Origin of the sequence: Weizmannia sp. CD-2023 (assembly GCF_036225245.1) — a bacterium.
Lineage (GTDB): Bacteria > Bacillota > Bacilli > Bacillales > Bacillaceae_C > Weizmannia > Weizmannia faecalis.
This window is the reverse complement of the sequence record NZ_JARTJQ010000006.1, coordinates 1-21053: the sequence shown is the minus strand read 5'-3', so window position 1 is coordinate 21053 and position 21053 is coordinate 1. Positions and strand designations below refer to the sequence as shown.

18 protein-coding genes are annotated in these 21053 nt (G+C 41.3%); all 18 read right to left on the bottom strand.

Annotated features, from left to right (window positions below; translation table 11 throughout):
- Positions 1–2: 2 nt before the first annotated feature.
- The gene (locus tag P9687_RS01145; RefSeq protein WP_328228746.1) at positions 3–2396 is read right to left on the bottom strand and encodes a DNA polymerase; all 2394 of its coding nucleotides are present in this window, start codon (positions 2394–2396) and stop codon (positions 3–5) included.
- 54 nt (positions 2397–2450) lie between these two features.
- Entirely contained in the window at positions 2451–3113 is a 663-nt protein-coding gene (locus P9687_RS01140; RefSeq protein WP_328228745.1) for a DNA-methyltransferase, read from the bottom strand.
- A gap of 40 nt (positions 3114–3153) precedes the next feature.
- Positions 3154–4356, bottom strand: a complete 1203-nt coding sequence (locus tag P9687_RS01135) for an HsdM family class I SAM-dependent methyltransferase (RefSeq protein WP_328228744.1) — start codon at positions 4354–4356, stop codon at positions 3154–3156.
- Between the two features lie 62 nt (positions 4357–4418).
- Entirely contained in the window at positions 4419–4784 is a 366-nt protein-coding gene (locus tag P9687_RS01130; protein ID WP_328228743.1) for a group I intron-associated PD-(D/E)XK endonuclease, read from the bottom strand.
- Positions 4785–4786: 2 nt separating this feature from the next.
- The gene (locus tag P9687_RS01125) at positions 4787–5500 is read right to left on the bottom strand and encodes a PhoH family protein (protein ID WP_328228742.1); all 714 of its coding nucleotides are present in this window, start codon (positions 5498–5500) and stop codon (positions 4787–4789) included.
- A gap of 52 nt (positions 5501–5552) precedes the next feature.
- Positions 5553–6161 (bottom strand): hypothetical protein, encoded by a 609-nt coding sequence (locus P9687_RS01120; protein WP_328228741.1) that lies wholly within the window; start codon positions 6159–6161, stop codon positions 5553–5555.
- Positions 6162–6352: 191 nt separating this feature from the next.
- On the bottom strand, positions 6353–7093 hold the full coding sequence (locus P9687_RS01115; RefSeq protein WP_328228739.1) for a hypothetical protein: 741 nt from the start codon (positions 7091–7093) through the stop codon (positions 6353–6355).
- 111 nt (positions 7094–7204) lie between these two features.
- Positions 7205–7867 (bottom strand): hypothetical protein, encoded by a 663-nt coding sequence (locus P9687_RS01110; protein ID WP_328228738.1) that lies wholly within the window; start codon positions 7865–7867, stop codon positions 7205–7207.
- Between the two features lie 180 nt (positions 7868–8047).
- Positions 8048–8989: a toprim domain-containing protein gene (locus P9687_RS01105; RefSeq protein ID WP_328228737.1), complete on the bottom strand. Its 942-nt coding sequence runs from the start codon at positions 8987–8989 to the stop codon at positions 8048–8050.
- A gap of 61 nt (positions 8990–9050) precedes the next feature.
- Entirely contained in the window at positions 9051–10316 is a 1266-nt protein-coding gene (locus tag P9687_RS01100) for a DnaB-like helicase C-terminal domain-containing protein (RefSeq protein ID WP_328228736.1), read from the bottom strand.
- Positions 10316–11083 carry an ATP-binding protein gene (locus P9687_RS01095; RefSeq protein WP_328228735.1) on the bottom strand — a complete coding sequence of 256 codons (768 nt, stop codon included), beginning with the start codon at positions 11081–11083 and terminating at the stop codon, positions 10316–10318. The genes P9687_RS01100 and P9687_RS01095 overlap by 1 nt, the downstream gene beginning before the upstream one ends.
- Position 11084: 1 nt before the next feature.
- Positions 11085–11465 (bottom strand): hypothetical protein, encoded by a 381-nt coding sequence (locus P9687_RS01090; protein ID WP_328228734.1) that lies wholly within the window; start codon positions 11463–11465, stop codon positions 11085–11087.
- A gap of 457 nt (positions 11466–11922) precedes the next feature.
- Complete coding sequence (locus P9687_RS01085; RefSeq protein WP_328228733.1) at positions 11923–12153, bottom strand: holin; 231 nt, start codon at positions 12151–12153, stop codon at positions 11923–11925.
- A 51-nt stretch (positions 12154–12204) separates the two neighbouring features.
- Positions 12205–12432: a BhlA/UviB family holin-like peptide gene (locus P9687_RS01080; protein WP_328228732.1), complete on the bottom strand. Its 228-nt coding sequence runs from the start codon at positions 12430–12432 to the stop codon at positions 12205–12207.
- Positions 12433–12539: 107 nt separating this feature from the next.
- Positions 12540–13676, bottom strand: coding sequence for a GH25 family lysozyme (locus tag P9687_RS01075; protein ID WP_328228731.1), 1137 nt, complete (start codon positions 13674–13676; stop codon positions 12540–12542).
- A 43-nt stretch (positions 13677–13719) separates the two neighbouring features.
- Entirely contained in the window at positions 13720–16446 is a 2727-nt protein-coding gene (locus P9687_RS01070; protein WP_328228730.1) for a DUF859 family phage minor structural protein, read from the bottom strand.
- A 14-nt stretch (positions 16447–16460) separates the two neighbouring features.
- Complete coding sequence (locus tag P9687_RS01065; protein ID WP_328228729.1) at positions 16461–20669, bottom strand: phage tail protein; 4209 nt, start codon at positions 20667–20669, stop codon at positions 16461–16463.
- Positions 20670–20699: 30 nt separating this feature from the next.
- The coding region (locus P9687_RS01060) for a phage distal tail protein (protein WP_328228728.1) at positions 20700–21053 on the bottom strand (354 nt) is incomplete at its 5' end.

The following is a 21053-nucleotide window of genomic DNA, read 5'->3' as shown; positions in this document are numbered from 1 at the left end:
AATCAAGCCACCTTTTTAAATTCAGCCAAAGCTTCTTCGAGTGTTTCCACTTCAAAGACTGTTTTGCCTGTCTTTTCATCCACTAGGAAAAATACTTTGCGATTCACGTCGAACTTGAAGCCATGTCCCCACCTTTCCATTATTTCAAGGTCGCATTTGAGGGGAACCCGAAGTTCAACCGCACAACGCATACAATCGTATAGGTCACAAAGTTCTTCCTTTGTAACTGTTGCAGGAATTTCAAGAATGTTCTCATCATGCACAGTCCCAATGAGTTTCCATTCCTTGCCTTTTTGTTTCAAATAATCACAAACTTTGTTGATTGCAAGCTTCATTATTGAAGCACTTGCACCTTGGATGAGAAAATTCACGGCCTGGCGGCGTTCTCTTTCAACAACACGTTTGACCGCTTTGAATTGTGCTTTCAATTTTTTAGGCAGTTGTGGGTACTTTTTCCAGTCCCAATAATCATTTGGAAGTTCTTCAACCCCAAGAATTTCACACATAGTTTGTTTCACTTCGTCGTACTTTCTTGCCCGTGGTGCGTGATGTGGAAACCGGCGTTTTCGTCCAAATTGGTCTTGAACATACTCATTCTCCTTTACAAAAGCGTAAACCGATTGAATCCACCGTTTTACACTTGGGTATGTCATATAAAAGTCTTTAATGAACTGTTCGGCTTCCTCTACCGGAATTTCCAATTGCTTTGAAAGCGTCCACGTTGAAGTTCCGTACATAACTGCAAGCAATCCTGTTTTCATCATTTTTCGATACTTTGAACCATCACCACATTGTTCAAGGGGAAGTTTGAATACCCGTGAAGCAAGGTAAGAATACAAGTCCCTTCCTTCTCGATACACCTTCATAAACTCCTCGTCTTGCGTTATATGTGAAAGGAAACGAGGTTCAATTTGTGAAAAGTCAATTGACACAAGAATCTTTCCTTTTGGGGCAACAACCATCTGTCGTGCACGGGGAGGAAAGTTTTGCAGATTTGGTTCTTGTGAACTAAACCGTCCCGTGTCCGTCTTGTCTTGATTAAATTGTCCGTGAATACGTCCGTCATCTTTAACCTTTTGGGGAATGGCTGAAATATAAGTTGACCAAAGCTTATATAGGTCTTTGTACTTCAACAACAAGCCAAGAATGGGTTCCTCCTCTGCAAGTACCTTCAATGTTTTCTTGTCGGTCTTGCGACTTCCGCTTATGTCATCAAGTTTCTTTTCGTCATACAACCAAACCTGTAGTTGTTGTGGCGAATTGATGTTGACTTCACCCATTTCCGCACGCAATTTGGATTCCATTTCCTTCAATTCTTGTGCAAGTTCCTTTGAATAATCTGCCGCGAAGTCTTTATCAATCAACATCCCATTGCGCTCCATGTCAACAACATTTGGGAGCAATGGTGTTTCAATTCCATAAAACACTTTGCCAAGCTTTGGTTGCTTTTTGAAGAACTCTTCTTGCCATTTGCCCAACTTGTATGTCCCGTGTGTATCCTTGCACGCATAGGCGCAGGCAATATCAAGGGGAACCCTGGCAAATGGGTATTTGTCACCGAATAATTGGTCATATGTGTATGAATCCTCTTCAAAACCGAGGAAGTCCTTATACGTGGTCAACAACACTTTCAAACGCTTAGAAGGTTCATTCTCATTCAGCACTTGCTGGGCGACTTGTGTATCATGGATTGTACCAAGCAAGTCATAGCCCTCACGAATAAACATGTGTCTATCAAACTTTACATTGTGTAAAAACTTTTTGTCGTTCTTACGCTTTAAATAAAACTCCAGCGTTTTGAGTACAACAACCTTCGGAAGTTGTCTTTCTCCGGTTGTATGCCCGAATGGAATATAAACGTGATAGTTGTGCTTTGGAAGCGTGATAGACATTCCAACCATGCGGTCAACATACACGTCAAGTCCGGTTGTTTCCGTGTCAACCGCCGTTTCCATTTCATCTTTCAAATCGTTGGCAAGTTTTTCAAGCTGTTCAATTTCAGTAATCAAATAGTAGTTGTGTGGTTTGTGTTTAATAATTTCCGCCATGCGTTCTTTTCGTAATGATTTTTCATATTGTGGGTACAACTCATTTAAGCAATATGACTTCGACACCTTCGACATTGGAACTGTGAGTTCAAGTTTTCCATTTTCAACAGCCCTTTTTATTTCAATGAGCCTTGCTTGGTCACGTTCAGAATTTGACATTTGCAAAATTCCTTTTTTCTTTGTTGTTCCACCTTTGGAATTAGGTTTTTCGTAACCGTGCCAAACCTGTTCCCAAGTTGGTTCAAACTTTGCCGCTTTGTGTTTTGCTTGTGCAGTTTTAGCCCGTACATTTGCCTTGCGTTCTTGTTCCTTCAATTCTTCAAATTCAAGCGAAAAGTCAAAGTCCATGATAAAAAGCACCTCCTATTGTCTGATAACAATAAAAGGTGCGTGGTGTGACATTTATTTATTCAACCGGTCAACAGCAACTTGAAAATGTTTTTTATCCAGTTCATAACCAATGAATTTCCGGTTTGTGTTTCGAGCGGCAAGTAATGTTGAACCGGAACCGGCGAATCCATCAAGAACAATGTCTCCTTCTTCGGAACTGTTTTTAATTAAAAATTCAATTAAGCCAACAGGCTTTTCTGTTGGGTGTACCATTTTTGCACCGGAAACACGGTCAAACTCCAAAATATCCGCATAACGTTTTCCGCGTAGTAATGCACGCCCCTTATGACCAAACAAAATCATTTCATATTTTGGTACATAAGAGCCTTTCAAATCACCGGAACCATGGTTATTCTTTTTCCAAATAAGAATGTTTTTCAACTTGAAACGTTGTTCAAATTCTTGTTTGAAAAAGTCCACGTTGTGCCAACTACAAAACATATAAATTGCGGTGTTTGGCTTCATGATTCTCTCTGCTTCATCTAAAAAATCAGTAATCATGCTAAAATTGCCCCTGTCGTTCTCGATTGGGTCAAACCGTGTTTCTTTTTGCCTATGGTTACTTTGGTAGTCAATTAAATATGGTGGGTCGGTTATAATTAAATCAATTGACTCATTCGGAAGCTTACGCATTTCTTCAATACAATTGCCGTTAATAATAACGTTTGTCTGCATAAAATGCCCCCAATATCTTGTGATATTAGGGGAAACAACCTTAATCATTCTTTGTGACATATTCCTCAACAATTTCGTCCTGCCAGTAAAAATCCCAGGAACGTCCCTCACCCACACCGAGCGTCATTTCTTGCCAAACAACCAAACCTGTTTCAATTTCATCTTTTGGTAAGTATCGTGATTCTTGACCGAACCCCTCACTACCGTGTAAATCTTTATCACGATTGTCAGCCGACTTTGAAAAGAAGAATTCTGTAACAGACGCGCCTTTGTCTACCCACCACGGTTTGTACGGAAAGGAATTCACCCTGTATAGGTCTGTTTGCCAACCGCCTAATTTTACAAGGTCAAGTAGTTCATCAAGTTGAGTAAGACCGTCACCCCACTTGTCAGTTGACCTTCCTTTCTTGTCGTAACCAATATCACCAACACGGGCGAATAAAGAAGGTTGTTGTCCTTCAAAAAACTTTGTTCCTTTTGGCAATGACTTATGCGCTTCAATCATTTTTGTATTTGGTGGAACTTTCCTCAAAATAAGAATCATGGTTGGAATGTTGGTTCCCACATGTTGAAAAGTTGTTGTTGGAAGTTCGATTGTAGCAACGTGCCAACACGTTTCATACATGAGTTTCCTTACTTTCTTAGCTTGCTGTGCATATTGCAAGCCAACAGGTAGAATATAAGCAATGTACCCTCCCGGTTTGCAAGCACGTATAGCAAGTTCTAAAAATGCAAATTCAGACTTACCGGAATATAAACCCTTACGCTTCGTCAACGTTTTAAATTCACGTTCAGTTTTCACTGATTCACCGTAAGGTGGGTTCCCTATAACAAAATCATAGTAATTTTCACGGTCATGTTCCAATGCATCTCCAACAATAACATTTGCGTGTGGGTATATTAAAGAGGTTACAGCCGCACTTGTTGCATTCAACTCTAACGCGGTAATTTCATGGTTTTCTGGTATCCCTTCCAAGAAAACACCACCACCAACAGACGGCTCAAGAATGCGTGTTCCGGCCGGCTTTTCCGGTATCCCAAGAAACTCAACAAGAAACTTTGCAACGTGTGTTGGTGTAAAGAATGCCCCGCCATTAAAGCCTTTCGGTAAAAGTCCACCAACAGACGTGTATGATTCTTTCAAGAATTGAATGTCCTCTTTTGTGACTTCTTCACGTGGCTTCTTTGTTATTTCAATGGCTCTTTCATTATCCTGCCACCGTTTTCTTTGTTCTTTTCCCATAAGAAAAGAAAACCTCCTTCCTGTTCTATCTGGAATAGAAACAAGAAGGAAGCTGTGTGACTTTATCCAATAAATTTTTCATAGTGTTCTGCAATCAAAGCTTTCGAACCGTTCTTTTGATATGGTTCAAGCCGTAAACGTATATTGTTCATTCCCTCAATGTGGTCAGCGGGAATAAAGTAAACCTTGTCGTTTTCTGTGTCCACCATTACAAGGACGTCAATTTCCTTCCTTTCATATGCCTTCGGTGAATGTCCAATCAATTCAAGACCATTGTTGAACGGTGTTCCATGCTTTACTTGCACCCGAACACTTCTTCCGTCCTTTTCAGCTATAAAATCATACCGGCTTAAACCTACGGGAATATTTATTTCATAGCCACGTTTTGAGTATTCCAGCATGGCGGTAATTTCACTGGCTGTTCCCACGTTCATTCAACCACCAACTTTTCAACAGTCTGTTGAATATCGTCCGCATGGTCTGCAAACCATCCGCGGTAGCATTTTTCAAGTGTGTGAAAAGCCACACGGGGGAAACCTTCATAGTGCTTCATGTATAATTCAAAGGGAAGCATTCCGTTGTACCGTTTTATTCTCCGATTATCAACTTGCCGGGCAGACCCAATAGCAACAACCTTTGTTGTATCAGTGCAACGTGTAAACACAGCCTGAATTTCTTCAAGGTCAGCATTTTGTATCTCGTCAAATATAACAAACGAATTGTCCCATGTTGTACCACGAACAAAAGAAGTTGTAATTGTAACAAGGCGGGCGTCCCCTTCTTCCGTTTGTGTTATCCACTCTTCATATGTTCCGGGCTTTAGCAGTTCAAGTGTATCCGCAACCGGAGCCATATATGGGGCATTCTTTTCTTCCTGCCCACCCGGCAGAAAGCCTTGGTCACGAATTGCCACTGCATTACGAATATAAATAATTTTGTCATATGTTCCGCGTTCAACCTCATATGCCCCTGCAAGCACCGCAAGAACGGTCTTTCCTGTGCCCGCCTTTGCCTCACAAAATACCGCCTGAACATCCTCAACTGGTGCCCACAGGCTTTTCATATAATCAATTTGTAGTTCGTCACCATACAGCTTGATTCCGCGTTCTTCCAGCCATTTCCAACGTATGTCAAATTTGTACATATAATAGACCTCTCCTTTGCCTATTAAAAAGGCAAGGGCACACCCCTTGCACTTACAAAATTTTATATTTAAAATGGTCGAGTGCGCGGAACTCGCCATCATTGTCAACTATTCCGAGGAATTCACCCTCTTTTACAACCACGAACTTTTGCCCCAACCTAAAAGCTCCCCAATCGTCGTCTTGTTCCATTTTTACTACGGAACCCTTTTTCAATTCTTTTACTTTCTCTAAAATATTAGGTTCAATTGCCTTCGTTTCACCGGTCCTGTCAAGTTTTACAAGAAATTCAATACCAAACATTATTGCAAACAAATCTGGTTCAACGAGTATACCTGTATCACCCGGCTCACAGCCATAGACGTGCTCCTTAAGGCGAACCTTATCACCAACTCTTAGTTCTTCGGCACTTGTTACCTCAACATCATCTTCAACTAGCTCAACGGCATATTTTGGTAAAGAATAAGTGCGTTCCCCTTCTCGTTGCACCATTGTTTGCTTGCCAAACATTATTGCAAGTGAATTGTCCGCTGGTACAATTTTTACAATATCACCTTTTTTATATGGCGTATAAAATGGCTTGTCATATAACACACGAGCTTTCTTTCCAATCCAGTCAGTCGGTATGTCATTGTTTGGGAGTTCATTTTCATTAATTTCCATTTTTATCCTCCTCCTCGACGTCGTGACAACTCCTCTTGAAGTTTTTCAAGCCGTTTTTGTATCAAATTCTTTGTAAAAACAACACCCGCGTGGAATGCTAACGCCCCAACAAGAAGGTGTGATACAATCAGCGTGAAAATAATCAACATGCATCAACCCCTAAATAAGGGAAGCGCACCGGCTCCCCCTTGTTAAAATACTTTTTCCGGGTCAATATCTTTTCCATAGTCTTTTTCAATTTCTTCCCCTTGCTTTGTTTCGTCCTTGATTTCAAAGCCAAGTTCTTTTTCAACATCAAAGCCAGCATTTTCAAGGTCAACTGCTTGTTGGTTCAAGTTCTTAACGTACAAAACCTTTTCAAACAAGTCTTCATCCACCTTTTGCCCTTCTGCGCTGTCAAAACGTTTTTTATCATCACCCCTCAATTTCAAAATTGGTTGTAGTGTATAAGCTGTTTTTGTCCCTGTGCCTTTCCGTTTCAGCTCGAATGCGTATTCGTCAATATCTTCCGCATAAGTGTCTATGTCTCCAATCAACGAAATACCTTGATTGTACGAAACTTCAAGGACTCTAACCATTTCCATATCAATGTCATAGAAGGCGAACAGGAAGCGCGTTTTGCTTTTCAGCTCACCTTCCTCAAAGCCATGTTCAACCGCTTCACAGTATAAGCAACGTCCATCTTTATTCAGCGGGTTCCCGCTTGTATCCCGTGGGTTTGTGCATGGAGTCGTATAAATCCCATTCGTGAAGGAACCATGTGATTCATACGTTGTGTAATCTTCGTCTGAAAGAACACGAACACGAACAAGGTCTCCCTCTTTTTTCAAGTCCTTATTGATTTTGATTTTCTTATAATCCAGTTTTTCACCGTCGTCTTTAGGTTTGATATGCTTTTTGATTTCCTTTCCTTTTCCAGTAATAACACCCATCATTTAACCTCCTTGAAATTTTTTAAATTCACATGAATAATACAAGCTCTTCATGGCTATATTAGTAAAAACAACCTGGAGGAATGGGTGTGACATAAGCCACACCAGTTTTTATAAAAATTCTTCAAGAAATTCACGGAATGCTTTCCTTGCCCGTGAAACCACCTTGCGTGTATTTTGGTCATATTCAACTTCTTCGGTTGGTTTGGGTTTCCGTGCGTACTTGTTTACAATGTGTGCAACGTCTTCGTTTGACGCACCGTTTGCATACGATTTCAATATTTCATAATCACGTTGGGTAGATATTGACCGGTAGTGTTCAAGCAAGTTCATAATGTCTGCACCCGTAATATTGCCAACAACCTGTTCTTCTATGGAATTTTTGTGTATATCGGAAACATTTTCTTCGAGGGTCTTTGACTTGTCATCACTTGTAGCATCATTTAATTCTGCGTTTAAGGAAGTTTCAAAAAACTTAGAGCGTTTAATACGGTGGTTTGCCTTGTACGTGTTCTTGCGGAAGTTTTCACACGCGGTGTAGACAAGTGCCATATATGAGGTTTCTTCATTTTGGTATCTTTCCACGAAGGTGAAGGTCATGTTATAGGAAATTATTCTGAATTCTTGGAGTAAATCCTCAAAGCCAATTCCTGCATATCCCTTTCGCGCGTGTGCCTTCAAAAGCGGGTCAACCATGTCGAACAGTTTTTCGTATGCCCCTTCAATCCCGTTTGCAACGTCAGCCGCCAGCTTATTAATTTCCAAAGTTTTCATGTGTATAGCCCTCCACTTTTTTGAATATTTATTACAACATTACGAAATATAGTAATCATTGGTTAGGTGGGTGCACAAAACGCTCTCCCACTCCTATAAAAATTTCGTAATGTGGTAATGACTTACTTGCATTATATTACCATATTACGTAATTGCCAACCCTTTTTTACAAATTTTTGTTTAAAAGTTAAAAGTCACCTCCTCTGTGTTTTTTGCACACTGTATAAGTAGCTCTGGTGGCAGGTCATTTACATCTTTGTACTTTGCGGGAAACCACATTTTTTCAATGTTTACAAAGCCATTTAGCTTGTCTCGTATCGAATCAGCGAGCCGCCTGCCAGCCCGGTCATTGTCCGTTGCAAGTACGATTGTTTCAACATCACCCTCCAAAATAAGTTTCCGTTGTTTATCGGTCATTGAAGACCCACCAACTGCAACGGCTGGAATCTTGTGCGCCCACAAAGTAAGCGCATCAATCTCACTTTCTACAATGAAGACCCGTTTTGCATGTTTTAGATGAACAAGCCACATACCCCATAAGTGGTTGCGCACGGGTTGACCACCGCTGTAATACCAGAAACGTTTGTCTAATACAGAACGGAATTTTATAGCGACCAAGTCACCATTTTTGTCAAACCATGGAATTGATATAGCCCGGTGTTGCGGGTCATATCCAATTTTCACGGCACGTTGATAGATTTCAGCAATTCCTCGTTGTTCAAGGTAACTACACCGGTATGCAAATTTTTTAAGTATCACCTCATCAAGTTTTTCGTACGTTTGTTTTGGTTGAACCCAACCTTCAAAATCAAGTTCAAGTTCGTCTGCGTCCCTATAATGAAGTTGGTCATATGTTTCGAGGAGATATTCTTCACTTTCCACATAGGTTTCATTGCGTAAAAAGGATACCAGTGAAACAAAATTACCTTTGTAATAATCACCGTCACCTCCAGAATCAATCCAAACCCCAGTTTCCAAGTTAACGGCAAAGGAAGGGTGCTTCTCATACCTAAAAGGTGAGCGACATATCAGCCTTGTTTCAGTCCATTTGGCATGTTCCCATTCGTATTTCTTCAATTCTCGTAAATAATCAATCTGAATCTCGTAACCTCGAATAAGCACACCATTCACCCTTATATAATCTGCAAATTTTTAACCTTTAATACCAAAATCACACAAAAATTTAAAAATAATCTACTGATGAAGGTTCCTTAATAATTCCCTCGTTAAATTGGGTCACAAGTTCAAGAACCTTCCCAACGTTTGGCTCCCTTGCTTTTCGGATAGCGAGCTTACCAATGCCGTCATAGGCATCAAATGTTAACGTTGTGGCAGAATCCTGAATGACCGCACTCGTTTCCGAAAAGTCCGTCAGCTCCGGTGGGTTTATCAACCGCATTCCGTCCTCGTCTTCTTTTTGTTTGTCCTTTTGGCTTTGTGCAGAGGTTTGGTGGACAACAATGCCTGTCACTTTGTACTTGCCGAACAATTGCCGCAAACGCCTTGATGTGTAAGTCATTTTGTTCCGTGTCCCGTCACCGTGCGAGTGCACCATGAGATTGAAACCGTCGATTATGACCATTTTTACTTCCGGGTGCATTTGAAGGTCGTGCTCAATCACTTCAAGAGTCAGTCCATCCGGCAAATCTTCCATTGTTTTGACAATGTACGGCACCGTTTGTTTGTCCGGGCTGAATTGCTTTACAAACTCACGGAACTTTGCTTCATTATCGAGTCTTCCACGACGAAGCTTTACGTTGTCGAACTTGCCGAGCAAAGTATCCAACCGAAATAACTGTTGACGCTTTGACAACTCCGGAGAATAATGCATTACTCCAAAGCCATTCATCCAACTTGCAAGGCCACAATCGGAAGCAAGCCACGATTTTCCTACATTCGTAAAAGCCAAAAGAAGAACATAGTCACCGATTTCAAACCCACCGCCGAGCCATTCAGTAAGCTTTTTATATGGTGTTGGAATGAACATCCGGTTAGCGGGGTCTTTTGCTTCCTCGTACATTTCAAGTCGTTCTTGCCCGTTGGTAGCGTAGTTCGTCCCGTGTTGAAAATCGGAAGTGACTGTTTCCTCAATCCGCTGTGTTTCTGTGCGCAACCACTTTACAAAGTCAGAGCCGTCCAGTGTTTTAAACTTTTCCTTTGCTTGGTGTTGTAGTAGTTCAAAGGCACGTCGTTTTGCCGTGCGGTCTTTTATCTTTTTGCAAAGGAAATGGAAAGCGTCGTACACGTCCGGCTCATATTCAAAGTCGGCGCATTCCTCAACAACCGTTCTGCGGTCTGGTGTTTGACCGAATTCCTTGACGTACTTCCGTAAAAACTCGTAAACATGCGGATACGTTTCGAAGTCATGGACGGTCACGTTGAAGCGTTGTAAAATATAGAAGTCCTGTTCATCTATCACTTTAGAAAGCAACTTTGCTTCAATTCCCATTATTTGACCCTCCTATAATCACGACCACGAAAATCAAGCTGTTCCGTTGACCCGTAAATGCGCGATTCAATTTGTTCACTCAAAATGTTTCCGATTTCGTCAAGAGGGATGTTGCTTGTAAAAATGCAGGCTTTTTCGTCTGTTGCCCTGTCGTCAATCACTTCATAGAACTCATTTGTAAATGCTTCCGTGGAACCGCGGAGCCCTATGTCGTCGACAATCAGCAAATCAGTTTCAATCATGTTCTTTTTCAACCTGTAAAACTCTTTGCTTGCCTGTTCCTGCATTTCCTTGGTGCCCCGGAACTGCGAATTGTACTTGTTTTGCAATTGGGACATTTTTACAAACAAGACCGGCGTTGTTCCCTTAATCTCACGTTCACCCTTGATGTGCTGTTGAATACGATATGAAAGATAAGTGTTTCCAATGGTACACGCCGAAGTTGTTTTCCCTGTTCCTGTGCCTTTTGGGTTTTGTGGGTTTGGCGTGGAGTACAAGTACAACCCCACCCCACTATCCATAAATACTTCAATATGTTCACAAACCGACACCACGGCTTCAAATGTTTCAGGATTTTCGTCTTTTATCGGCAGGTTTGAAACTCTACAAGCGCGATACTTCTTGGGAATCTGTGAAAGTCCAACCAAACCACCATCACCACTTTCCCCATGTGCCTTGCGGAACGGGAAACAGTAATCATGGCAATGTGATTCAGTACCGGCATATTTGCATGTGTCCGCAAAGATACAACGGTTTTCATTCGTCAAATCATTTCACCCCTTTGGTTCTTGCCAAAATTCTTTGAAGTGCTTCTTTGGTTTTCTCTTTGTTCATAGCACCGTCCGTTTCCATTTGTGACAATCTTTTTTCATTACGAACAGCTTCCTCGTATGCTTTATCGCGTAACCACGTTGTTGAGGTGAATGAATGAACCCCCAATTTGTAAGCTGGATTTTTATTCCATAATTCATAATTTTCAACCAAGGTGTCCACAATCTTTATTGCGTCGTCGAACGAGTACTCCTTCAACAGCTTGTTTTTTATTAATGCCAAATCTTTTGGGTATGAAGTAACCTTGTATTCAACACCGTACTTCTCGAAATACCGTTTCTTAAAATGAGACAATACGTCTTTGCAATTACCTTGCATACTAATTCACTCCTTGTTTGTTCTTGTCTACAATGTTAGAGGCAGTGGTTAAACATGTAAATACACTAGTGATACACATTGTTTAACTCTTGGTACATAAATGATACACATTGTTTAACAGTTACCTATTGACAAAATTGTTGTTCATTGTTCTACCTTGTATAAGCTTGTTTAACAGTGCCTACAATGTTACTAACATGAGTTTCATTGTTTTACCTGTTGTTATTGTTGAACTTATTTAACCCCATTGTTTTATTGTTTAAAGCCTTGTGTATCGGCTTCGCCGATTCGCGCGAAGCGCGAAACACAATAATCATCAATGTTTAACCATTGTTCTTATTACTTCTAACACCGTTAAAAACCGTGTGTGACAAAAATATTTTGTATAAAACATGGTTGTAATTTTGTGCAATAAAAAAAGTGCCTTCAACACAAAGGTTGAAGGCTTTTACATTCTTTATTCTTTTGTTACAATCTTTGTTTGGTCGAACAAACCTGCGGCGCTTAGTCCTATCATTATGCCATTAAAAATGTGCTCCTGAATTGATGTTGCATCAACAAGAAAAATTCCTGCAACAATTCCAAGAACAAGGCTCAATAATGGGATAAACTTTGTAGGCATATTCAGTCCCTTTGCCAGCTGACCAATTCCAACAATGACGGCAACGATAACAGCAACACTAAACATGTTTTAGCACTCCTTTCAAAAGTTTTCTTTTAGTTAAACAACAAATGCACATTAATGTGACTTATCATTCAAAAGATTATCTTTTATATCGTTAACATCTTCGGCAAGTTTTTCATATTGCGTTGCCAGCAGTTCGAATTGTTTCGTAATGTCATCAATGAAGGACATGAGCCGTTCCTCACGTCTACGACTATCTAAAATTTGGTAAACAAAAAGGACGACGAACATAACCGCGAAAAGCCCTTCTTTTGAAGCAAGCTGTAGCAAAATTTGTTCCAAAATCCATACGCCCCTTTCCCTAGCAAACTAATAAAAGACCACCAACGGAAACATGTCACGTCAGTGGTCTTTAGTTGTTATATTGAATGAAACAACGTTTTGCTGACTTATTTTGGAACTTTAATCTTTTGCCCAACTTGAAGCTTTTTCGGGTCAACTTTTGGGTTTAACTTCTGAATTTCAGCAACAGAACAACCATATTTTTGTGCAATGTCCCAAAATGTATCACCTTTTTTAATAGTGTAGGAAATAGCACCTCCTGAATTTCCCGTTGGAATCACAAGTTTTGTCCCAATTTGCATCTTTGTTGGAATGACTTTCGGGTTGGCTTTTTGCAAGGCAGAAAGAGAAACGCCAAACTTTACGGCAATTTCGGAAAGTGTATCACCCTTTTTAACGGTGTATGTGGTAGATTTCTTGACTGTGGCTGTCTTGTCTACAACAGGAAGGTTGATAACCTGCCCAACTTGTAACCTTTTAGGGTCAATCCCTTTGTTCACTTTCAAAATGTCGTCAACCGTGTACGACTTACCTTGTGCAAGTTCCCAAAGCGTATCACCGCTCTTAATTGTGTAAGTTTTGTATTTCGTTTTTGTCTCCGTGAGAGTTTTCTCTGTTGGTGTATTCTTTGTGACAACCTTTTTAATGGTTTCCGGTGTCATTTCATCAAGGTCAACGTTCCCCGAAATGCCTGCAACCCTTCCACTTGACGTGTACTGAAAAACGTTCCATTTGTCCCAAATTGGGTTGCCTTTCGGAGTGTTGACACCATAATGGGCAATCCACAATTTGTATGGTCTTAATTGATTATCAAGACTTGAGTTAGCAAATGAAGCACCTGTGTAAACCATTACGTCACCACCCTTTGCTTTGACGGTTTCAAGCCACGTAACAGCACAACGCGACAAAGACGCCTTGCTTAGTCTTGCCGGGTTTACTTCAAGGTCTAACACATGTGGCAAATCAACGTCATACTTTGCAACCTTTTGTAAGTAAAAAGCCGCTTCTGCTTTTGCGTCATCAATGCTTCTAAACCGTGAAAAGTGATAAAATCCAACCAAAAGACCGGCTTTTTTGGCTCCCCTGTAATTTTTATCAGAATTAGGGTCAACATAGTTGGAATCATCCGTAAGCTTTATATATACAAATTTGTAACCGGCATCTTTCACCTTCTTAAAATCAATATTCCCTTGCCAGTGTGAAACATCAATGCCCTTCAAATTCTTTGTTGAACGTGACTGCATTATAAGACACTCCTTTTCGTAATTTAGTAATTAAGGGCAACAATTAAGCGCCGCCCTCAAGTTTTGCAAGGCGTTCTTCAATTGCGTCTAGCCTTGCGTTGAGCTGTTCATTTTGTGCTTGCAAATCTTTAAGCTTTGAAGTAAGCTCCTTGTTTTTATTGGAAAGTGCTTGCACAGCACCCGCCAAAACACCTGTTACCCGGTAGGAATCAATACCATCTTGGTCGTAGTTTATAAATTCTTTAGGGGTTTTAAATCCTCCACCAATTACAAAGCCTGTTACCACATCATCACGGCCATTTTCTACGTCTACTTTATACCTATATTGCAACACATCCGTGTTTTCAATCAACTCAAGCATTTTCTCAGCATCTACATGCTGGAAGTCTTGTTTAAGCTCAGCCCGTGACGGCGTTGACCAGCCCTTTGCTTTTGGTGCAAACGAATAGCTACCGTCTTTATCAACAAAAATCAAACTTGCGCCATCCATGACCTTGAAGGTGTGGTAACCTATTGCAATGTTATTTGAGTTCATCCATTTATCAATAGTCAGATTTCGATTATAGATACGGATGTCATCTTCTGCTCCAACGGGTACGGCAAAGGCTTGCTTTCCATTCTTATCGTCAATGTGCCAAACGGCACCTGAGGCGGCTTCCGAAGGCGTCTTTAAATTTGAATATTTGTCAAAGTACAGGCTTGATGATGTTCCCGTGAATGTAATGCCGCCGGAGCCAACTATTAAACTATCAAGGTTAACAGTTGAGGAACCGTTTGTGTACAATTTTCCGTCCCGCATATACAAATTGTCATAATCGTCTTTGTTGGTTGACCCGGAAGTTTTCCCCGACTTCAAGAACAAAAGACCTTCTGCATTATTGTCATTTGCAACGTCGGACATAAAAATTCCATTTGCCCTTACAATGTCGGAGTTATTTAAGTCCAGCGCTCCGGCACCTTCACCATGTCCCTGTGTTGCCCATTTTGTAGACCCAAACACAATGCGGCCGTTAACACGGAACTCATTTGGATTTTGTGGGAAGTCGTTGAATCCAATGGAGCTGTTTTTGGAATCGATAAAGAAAATAGGTTGACCCTTATCAACGGAAACATATGCGGTAACCGTGTTAAATTTGTCTTTCACCACAACTTGAAAGTCAAACCCCTTTGTGTTATCAAGGTCAACATTGGTTTTTGCAGAAAAATTCCCGCCGCTTGTGGTGAAGGCTACTGAAGTTTCCGCTCCGTAAGCCCCTGTGCTACTTTCTGCGTATGAATAGGTAACACTTTGCATTGAGTTTTTATTTGCACCATTTATATTTATAGGTGAAAACATTCCCCCTATATCAAGCCTTATCGTGTTCTCAAATCCGTTTTTCCGTACAGCTTTCAGTGCCACGGTTGGGGCGGTATATGGAATTACTGTTACGGTTTTTGTAACGGTGGTTGAATTTCCACGTGAATCAATGGCTGTAATGGAAAGAGTTATGCTACTTGCCGAAGTAATTTTTCCAATGTTTACGTTTCCGGTTGCACTTGAAATGGTTCCTTGTTTTCCGTCAATTGTTACTACGTACTTCGAAAGTGTTGCTCCATTTATTGCCGTTGCCGCTGTGTTCACATAGGCGGTCAATGAGGAAAGGTTTTGAACAATTATTTGGTTGTTTCCGGTAATTGAGGTCATTGTATTATCTACGTCGGCGTAGGAAATGTTTGAGGGTGAAAACGTTGGGTTGGAATTACGGACATAGAATTTTATGCCACTATCCGTATAATTACGAACTCTTTCTCCGTTGTAATACGTTGTAACGCGTATATTACCGCTAACACTGTTTGAATTTGGGGTTTGGGCATATAGGGAAGACTGTTCACTTGCAGAAGGTGTCCATGTAAAACTTGTTCCAACATTAGTAAACGTTTTAGAAAACGAACCACACGAAATAACAACCGTGTGGGTAAACCCGGAGTTTGCACGTTTGATTCCGATTGTGATTGATTGGTCAATGTATACATTTTGGTTGTAACCGTCCTTGTCACTTCCAACCAACCCATTGATTGCACTCACGTCACTTGCAGACGGTGCAGTTACAGTCCCAGTTTTGGATGTGGTACCTATATAGTCCCCGCCGGCATATGTTAGTATTTCAATCTTTGTGTCCTGTGTTGCCGCACCGTTCAATTGGTTAAAAATTGCAGTGTTTTCACTTGTGGAAAATGAAGCTGTGGTTGAACTTCCTATCCCGGTTATTGTTTTTATTAAAGTTCCGTTTACATATATTTTTGCTGTATGCTTAAAATCAGAACTTGCTCGGGAAATTGAAATGCTTAAACCATTCCCCGCTGTCCATGAAGCACTCGAGGAAAGTGATGACGCCCTTGGAATTGTGTTGAGTGTTACCGTGTCACTACATGAAACAGTTCCGTAATAGGTTCCGTTCAACGTGAGCTCAATTCCAAGGGACGCTGATAACGTAACGGTTTTTGTTCCATCCGAATTATGGTAAACACGTTCCGTTTGGGTATGGACGAGGTTTGAATCTTTACCGTTTAATCTTGCCGAGAACGTAAATGTGTCTTTGTTCCCGTTTACTGTGGAAGAACCGTCTTTTGTGGCGGATGTGTATGTTGTCCCGTACCCATCTGTTGACTCCCAATATACTTTGAGTGTAATGTCCGTATAGTTCCCACTAATACTTTGTTTGCCGCTCCATGTACAACGGACACGCCAATGGGAACTCACACCTTTTGAAAATGAACCACTTAATGCCATTATTCTTCCTCCCCTTATTCAGATTCTTCTTCAATGCCCACAAATGCCCAACCTTGAATTGAAACTGAACCTGTGTCTTCCAATGCCGCTGACCACGGTGTTGCTTTGGAGCCGATTTCCAATTTAAAGTTTGAAATTGTGACATTCCCGTTTAGACCATCTAACCTTGCCTGTATATTTGTTGCTGAACCGGTCGTTGGTTGCTTGGTGGTGAACTCATAATGTCTTGATGAAGTGCTTGCAGGAAGAGAATTTGCACCCAAGGAGCCCCAAGGGGTGTTTCCCCATTGAATAGTCACATTGCCGGTATCTACAGAGGCCTCAAGGTCGAAAGAAATAGTGACTAACTTCCCCGCAACCTTTGAAAAATCGGCATCATAAATAACCGTGCATTGATTAGTTCCCCCGGTGCCGGTAACTGTTTTCGGGGTGTCCGTACCACGTGCAAGGTTTGCGTGAAGCAGGTTGTTGAGTTTAACAGCCTTAATGGTTCCCATTGTCATTTCATTGTCAACTTTTGTCTTTGACATTTCAGTTACGTCTTTGTTCAAGGTAAACACCTTTTGCATGGTTGCATTTCCGTCGTCGTCTGTTACCTCTGCGTATCCTGCGAATTCCTCCGGCGTAATAGCTGTGTATCCCTTATAGGCATTAGACAATACACGTATCCCGTTCAAGTCCATGAGAACATTTGTGTTGTACACTTCACCGCCGGAATGTTGCCATTGCAAAGGAACGTTCCCAACATTAAGCATTGTTCCTGTAAAAATAATGTTGCTATCTTTATCTCCGTACAACTCAACAACGATTGTGCTTCCCACCGGCTCAATAATTAGTTGGAATTTTTCATAGTCATAACTTTTTCCACTAATAAAATTAATTGTGTCGGTCTTTGTGCCGTTTGCATTGGTGTAGGTTATTTTCAGGTAGCCACTGCCGGATGTTCCTTTCTTTACAAGGGTGGAAATAGTATGGAACTGAGGTGCATTTACAACCGTTTGCGTCAATTTTGCACCGGATAGGACGAAACCACTTCCAACCCCTTTTTCAACAAGTTCGTCATTTTGAACTGTGTCCACTTTACCGATTGGCACACCATAGGAATCTTTATCAAGTGTGACAGTCCAAAAATCCGTTCCTGCAAAGCCAACCGAGTTCTTCAACAAGTTTACACCGCCGGAGCTTGTTATTTTGAAATCAATGTTATCGGCTTTTTGGTCGATTTCTGTTATCCTTTCAAAGGCGGTTCCAATTGTTGCATTTACATCATCAATTTGAGAGTCTGTATATGCATTTGCATCATCAACAGCCTGTGCGACATCATCCAATGACGCATAATTTGCAAGGTCAGACGTATTTGCCTTTGTTTTCATATCAGACGCATAATCAGCCGAATTACGTACCGTTGCAATAATGGCGTCCTCTGTTGTTGCAAGGCTCACTTCATTTACAGCTTCCTCTAATGCCGCAATTTCGGTTACGTCTTCAAAATTTACATAGTCGACTTCAACCGTACCATTACCGCTTTGATAGTTTACAATAAACATGGGACGTACATAACAAGTTCCATCACGAAAATTATTGTGTGTATCCCCAACACCTGAAATGAGGCCAGTGAATTCTTGCCAGCCGTCTGCAACAGTTATTTTTGTGCCTGCTACCGCACAGTATCGGTGGGTACCGGCGCCGCCTGTAATGTTGTGGAAATTTTTGTCTAATGTTGCAACACCTGCATAAACGGTTGAATTACCTGTTGTAGTAGGGTCAACCGTTTGTCGTACCTTGAAGGTAACACGGTAAACTCGGTTTACATTAACAGGGAAAGCATTCTTTGAGTATACCCAATGTTCACCTTGAATCTGCCACAGCTTGCCACCTTCACTTGCTTCCGCTGAATCAATAAATGTACCGACTGTTGTTGAAGGAACTTGTTCACCGTCGTATGCGTCCGACCAAAACTGTTTTTCATGCGTGAACGAACCATCATACACTTCTTGCATAACCGGTGCGGCGTATTGTTCTGCATACTTCTTGGCATTGCTTTCCGCATTGTTTGCAACGCTGTCCGCATATGCTTTCACCGCATTGGATGTATTTTTCAGCAGTATTGTCCGTGCGTCATAGTAGGCTTTGAATGCATTGCGGAAGGCATTTCCGTCAATATCACTTGTTGTGTTCAAGTCCTGCAACAATGGCGTAATATAGGAACTCAAATTATTGTAAGCCGTTGTGTATGCGGAAGTGTCCACGGAAAACGTTTGGGCTTGTGAAACGATTGTTGGCTTTTCCGTTACAATTGTGTCCCATTCTTTCTTTGTTTGTTGCTTTTCAAGTGGGGTCAGCTTGCCATCATTTGACATGTCTGAAAGCACCTTATTTGCACTGTCAGCCGCTTGTTGCGCCTTGCTTATTTCCTCTTCAAGGGTTTTTTGTAAGTTTGTAACAGCGTTTGACACATCCTGCGGGGTGGCTTTCTTACTTGGGTCATATCCGCTTTCATACGTTGTTTTTGTACCAATTTGCACATACTGGGCTTTCAACAAGCCAGCATTTATTTTATCCGCACTCAAATCCTTTATTTTGGCATTCGTAACGGCAAGGTCTGCCAGTTTAGCATTATCAACTGCAAGGTTTGCAATCTTTGCGTTTCCAATACTTAGGTCTTCATAGTCTGGTGCTTGAATGCGAAGTGTTGACCCGCTTACTTCCGGTGAAAACGCAGAAGCCCTACCATGTGTATTGACTGCACGAACACGGAAATACCAAGTTTCATTTGTATTTGCAGGGTGGACATAACCGCCTGTTTTACCGCGGAACAATAGATTAGAAGAATCAATAGAAAAACCTCGAACAGTAGAGCCGTACACTTCGTAAGCCGCAATATACGTGGCGGGATTGAAGTCCCACTCAACGGAAATGTTTTTGAATAGTCCCGTTGCTTTAACATTGGTCGGCATTGCGGGAACCTTGTCTTCAAAAGAACCGTCTGTTACTGTTGGGTCAGCTGTTGCCGCTTTGTCCCAAACACCTTTTCGGTCTTGGAAGTCACTTTTAACCTTTTCAATGTCGTTCACAACGTCGGTGGACATTGGGAGAAAGTTTCCGAGTACAATTTCAACCTGTGAAGGGTCTGAAAGAGAACGTTTTAGTTCAATTACGCGCGCTTCAAGGCGTAATTCCGGTTTGAAGTCACGGTCAATAATGAATACTGTATCACCAAGACGAACCTTTTCATGTTCAAGACCCACAATTTCAAGGTCTTGTGCGCCAATTTCGTAGGTGCCTTTTGGTGTATTAATTGTTTGCAGGTATTCCCAGCCTTTTTGAATAATTTCTTCCGGGTCTGTAGAATCCACGTCATATGTTGCGAATCGGTGCCGCCTTGTTCCATCCGGGTTTAGTCGACCGAATTGCTCAAGCGCTACCGGGTCACCAATCCATTCTTGACCTTGTGGTTTATCTACCGGGTCACCATCAATTTTCCTCCAAACAACGTCCGCAATGGTTATTTTGCGTGTGTATCCGCCTGTTTCATCAATTTCTTCACCGTTTCCGCGCGGGTAAATTGCCGTTTTGATTCCGCTTGCGTCAATGGTGCGCTTGATTGAAGTAATGTCTTTTGTGTATTCAAACCGTTTGCCGGTATCAGCACCACGGCGAACCAGTAAGTCAACATAACGGTGTTCAATGTGCTTTCCATCTTCACTCAAAACGACACGGAAACGAAGTTCACCCCCGTATGTGTCTACAATGGCTTTCAAGTTTTCTAGTGCGGTTGAATAATAGAAATTCACTGTTCCTGTTCCAAGTGAATCAACTTGCCCAACTTCCCACCGCGAACTGGATAAAGCCTTTTGCATGGCTTCGGTAACGTCACCGTCAATAATGCGGCGGTCTTCAACAATGTCGTCTACGAGTTCATAGTAAGCATGTTCACAATAAACAGCTTTTTCAACGGCGTCCCCTCTTGTTTCCTCAACCTTGTAAATTTGAAATTCTTGAAAGTTCCCGTCCAAATCTTGATAAACAACACGGTTTCCTTCGACCAAGTGTTGTGCGTCGGAATGCCAGGAAGGAACAGTGAATTCAAGTGTGAAGTCTTTATTTAGCTGTTCATCAACGTTGTCATTATAGTAAGGGCATTGGTAATTTTCTTTGTTTGACAAGATTGCAACAAGTTCTTCGGTTTGACCGTCAAACACAAACAAGTTTGTATTCTTCATTCTTATTCCTCCATTTCGTAAAACCGTAAATTATAGCCACAAACGTTTATACTTCATCTGTACTGTTGCACCATTTGAAAAAGTAAGCGTGTTAGAGCCTACCTTCAATGGGAAGAAGTCGGAATCAAGTGTTATTGCTTGTTGAATCACGGTGCCGTTTAACGTTACCTTTCCAGCTTTCATATCAATTACGAGAATGCTTCCAACCGGAAGTTCCGTGACCACTTTTACCTTTTCAACACCGTTTGAAATTTGGAAGTCACTTAATGCATTTGTTGTTTTTACTGTAAATATAGGGTAACAAGCTCGTGTTCCATCATAGTTGACTACTTGCCCGCTGGAAATATTTAAAGTTGTTTCGTGTACTGTTACTGGCGCCCCAAA

What these genes read in the sequence shown, in the direction of transcription:
- P9687_RS01125 (WP_328228742.1), bottom strand. Translation starts at nt 5,500, where the DNA reads ATGTACAAATTTGACATACGTTGGAAATGGCTGGAAGAACGCGGAATC.
- P9687_RS01115 (WP_328228739.1), bottom strand. Translation starts at nt 7,093, where the DNA reads ATGGGTGTTATTACTGGAAAAGGAAAGGAAATCAAAAAGCATATCAAA.
- P9687_RS01070 (WP_328228730.1), bottom strand. Translation starts at nt 16,446, where the DNA reads ATGGCATTAAGTGGTTCATTTTCAAAAGGTGTGAGTTCCCATTGGCGT.
- P9687_RS01090 (WP_328228734.1), bottom strand. Translation starts at nt 11,465, where the DNA reads ATGCAAGGTAATTGCAAAGACGTATTGTCTCATTTTAAGAAACGGTAT.
- P9687_RS01065 (WP_328228729.1), bottom strand. Translation starts at nt 20,669, where the DNA reads ATGAAGAATACAAACTTGTTTGTGTTTGACGGTCAAACCGAAGAACTT.
- P9687_RS01120 (WP_328228741.1), bottom strand. Translation starts at nt 6,161, where the DNA reads ATGGAAATTAATGAAAATGAACTCCCAAACAATGACATACCGACTGAC.
- P9687_RS01140 (WP_328228745.1), bottom strand. Translation starts at nt 3,113, where the DNA reads ATGCAGACAAACGTTATTATTAACGGCAATTGTATTGAAGAAATGCGT.
- P9687_RS01135 (WP_328228744.1), bottom strand. Translation starts at nt 4,356, where the DNA reads ATGGGAAAAGAACAAAGAAAACGGTGGCAGGATAATGAAAGAGCCATT.
- P9687_RS01100 (WP_328228736.1), bottom strand. Translation starts at nt 10,316, where the DNA reads ATGGGAATTGAAGCAAAGTTGCTTTCTAAAGTGATAGATGAACAGGAC.
- P9687_RS01085 (WP_328228733.1), bottom strand. Translation starts at nt 12,153, where the DNA reads ATGTTTAGTGTTGCTGTTATCGTTGCCGTCATTGTTGGAATTGGTCAG.
- P9687_RS01110 (WP_328228738.1), bottom strand. Translation starts at nt 7,867, where the DNA reads ATGAAAACTTTGGAAATTAATAAGCTGGCGGCTGACGTTGCAAACGGG.
- P9687_RS01075 (WP_328228731.1), bottom strand. Translation starts at nt 13,676, where the DNA reads ATGCAGTCACGTTCAACAAAGAATTTGAAGGGCATTGATGTTTCACAC.
- P9687_RS01145 (WP_328228746.1), bottom strand. Translation starts at nt 2,396, where the DNA reads ATGGACTTTGACTTTTCGCTTGAATTTGAAGAATTGAAGGAACAAGAA.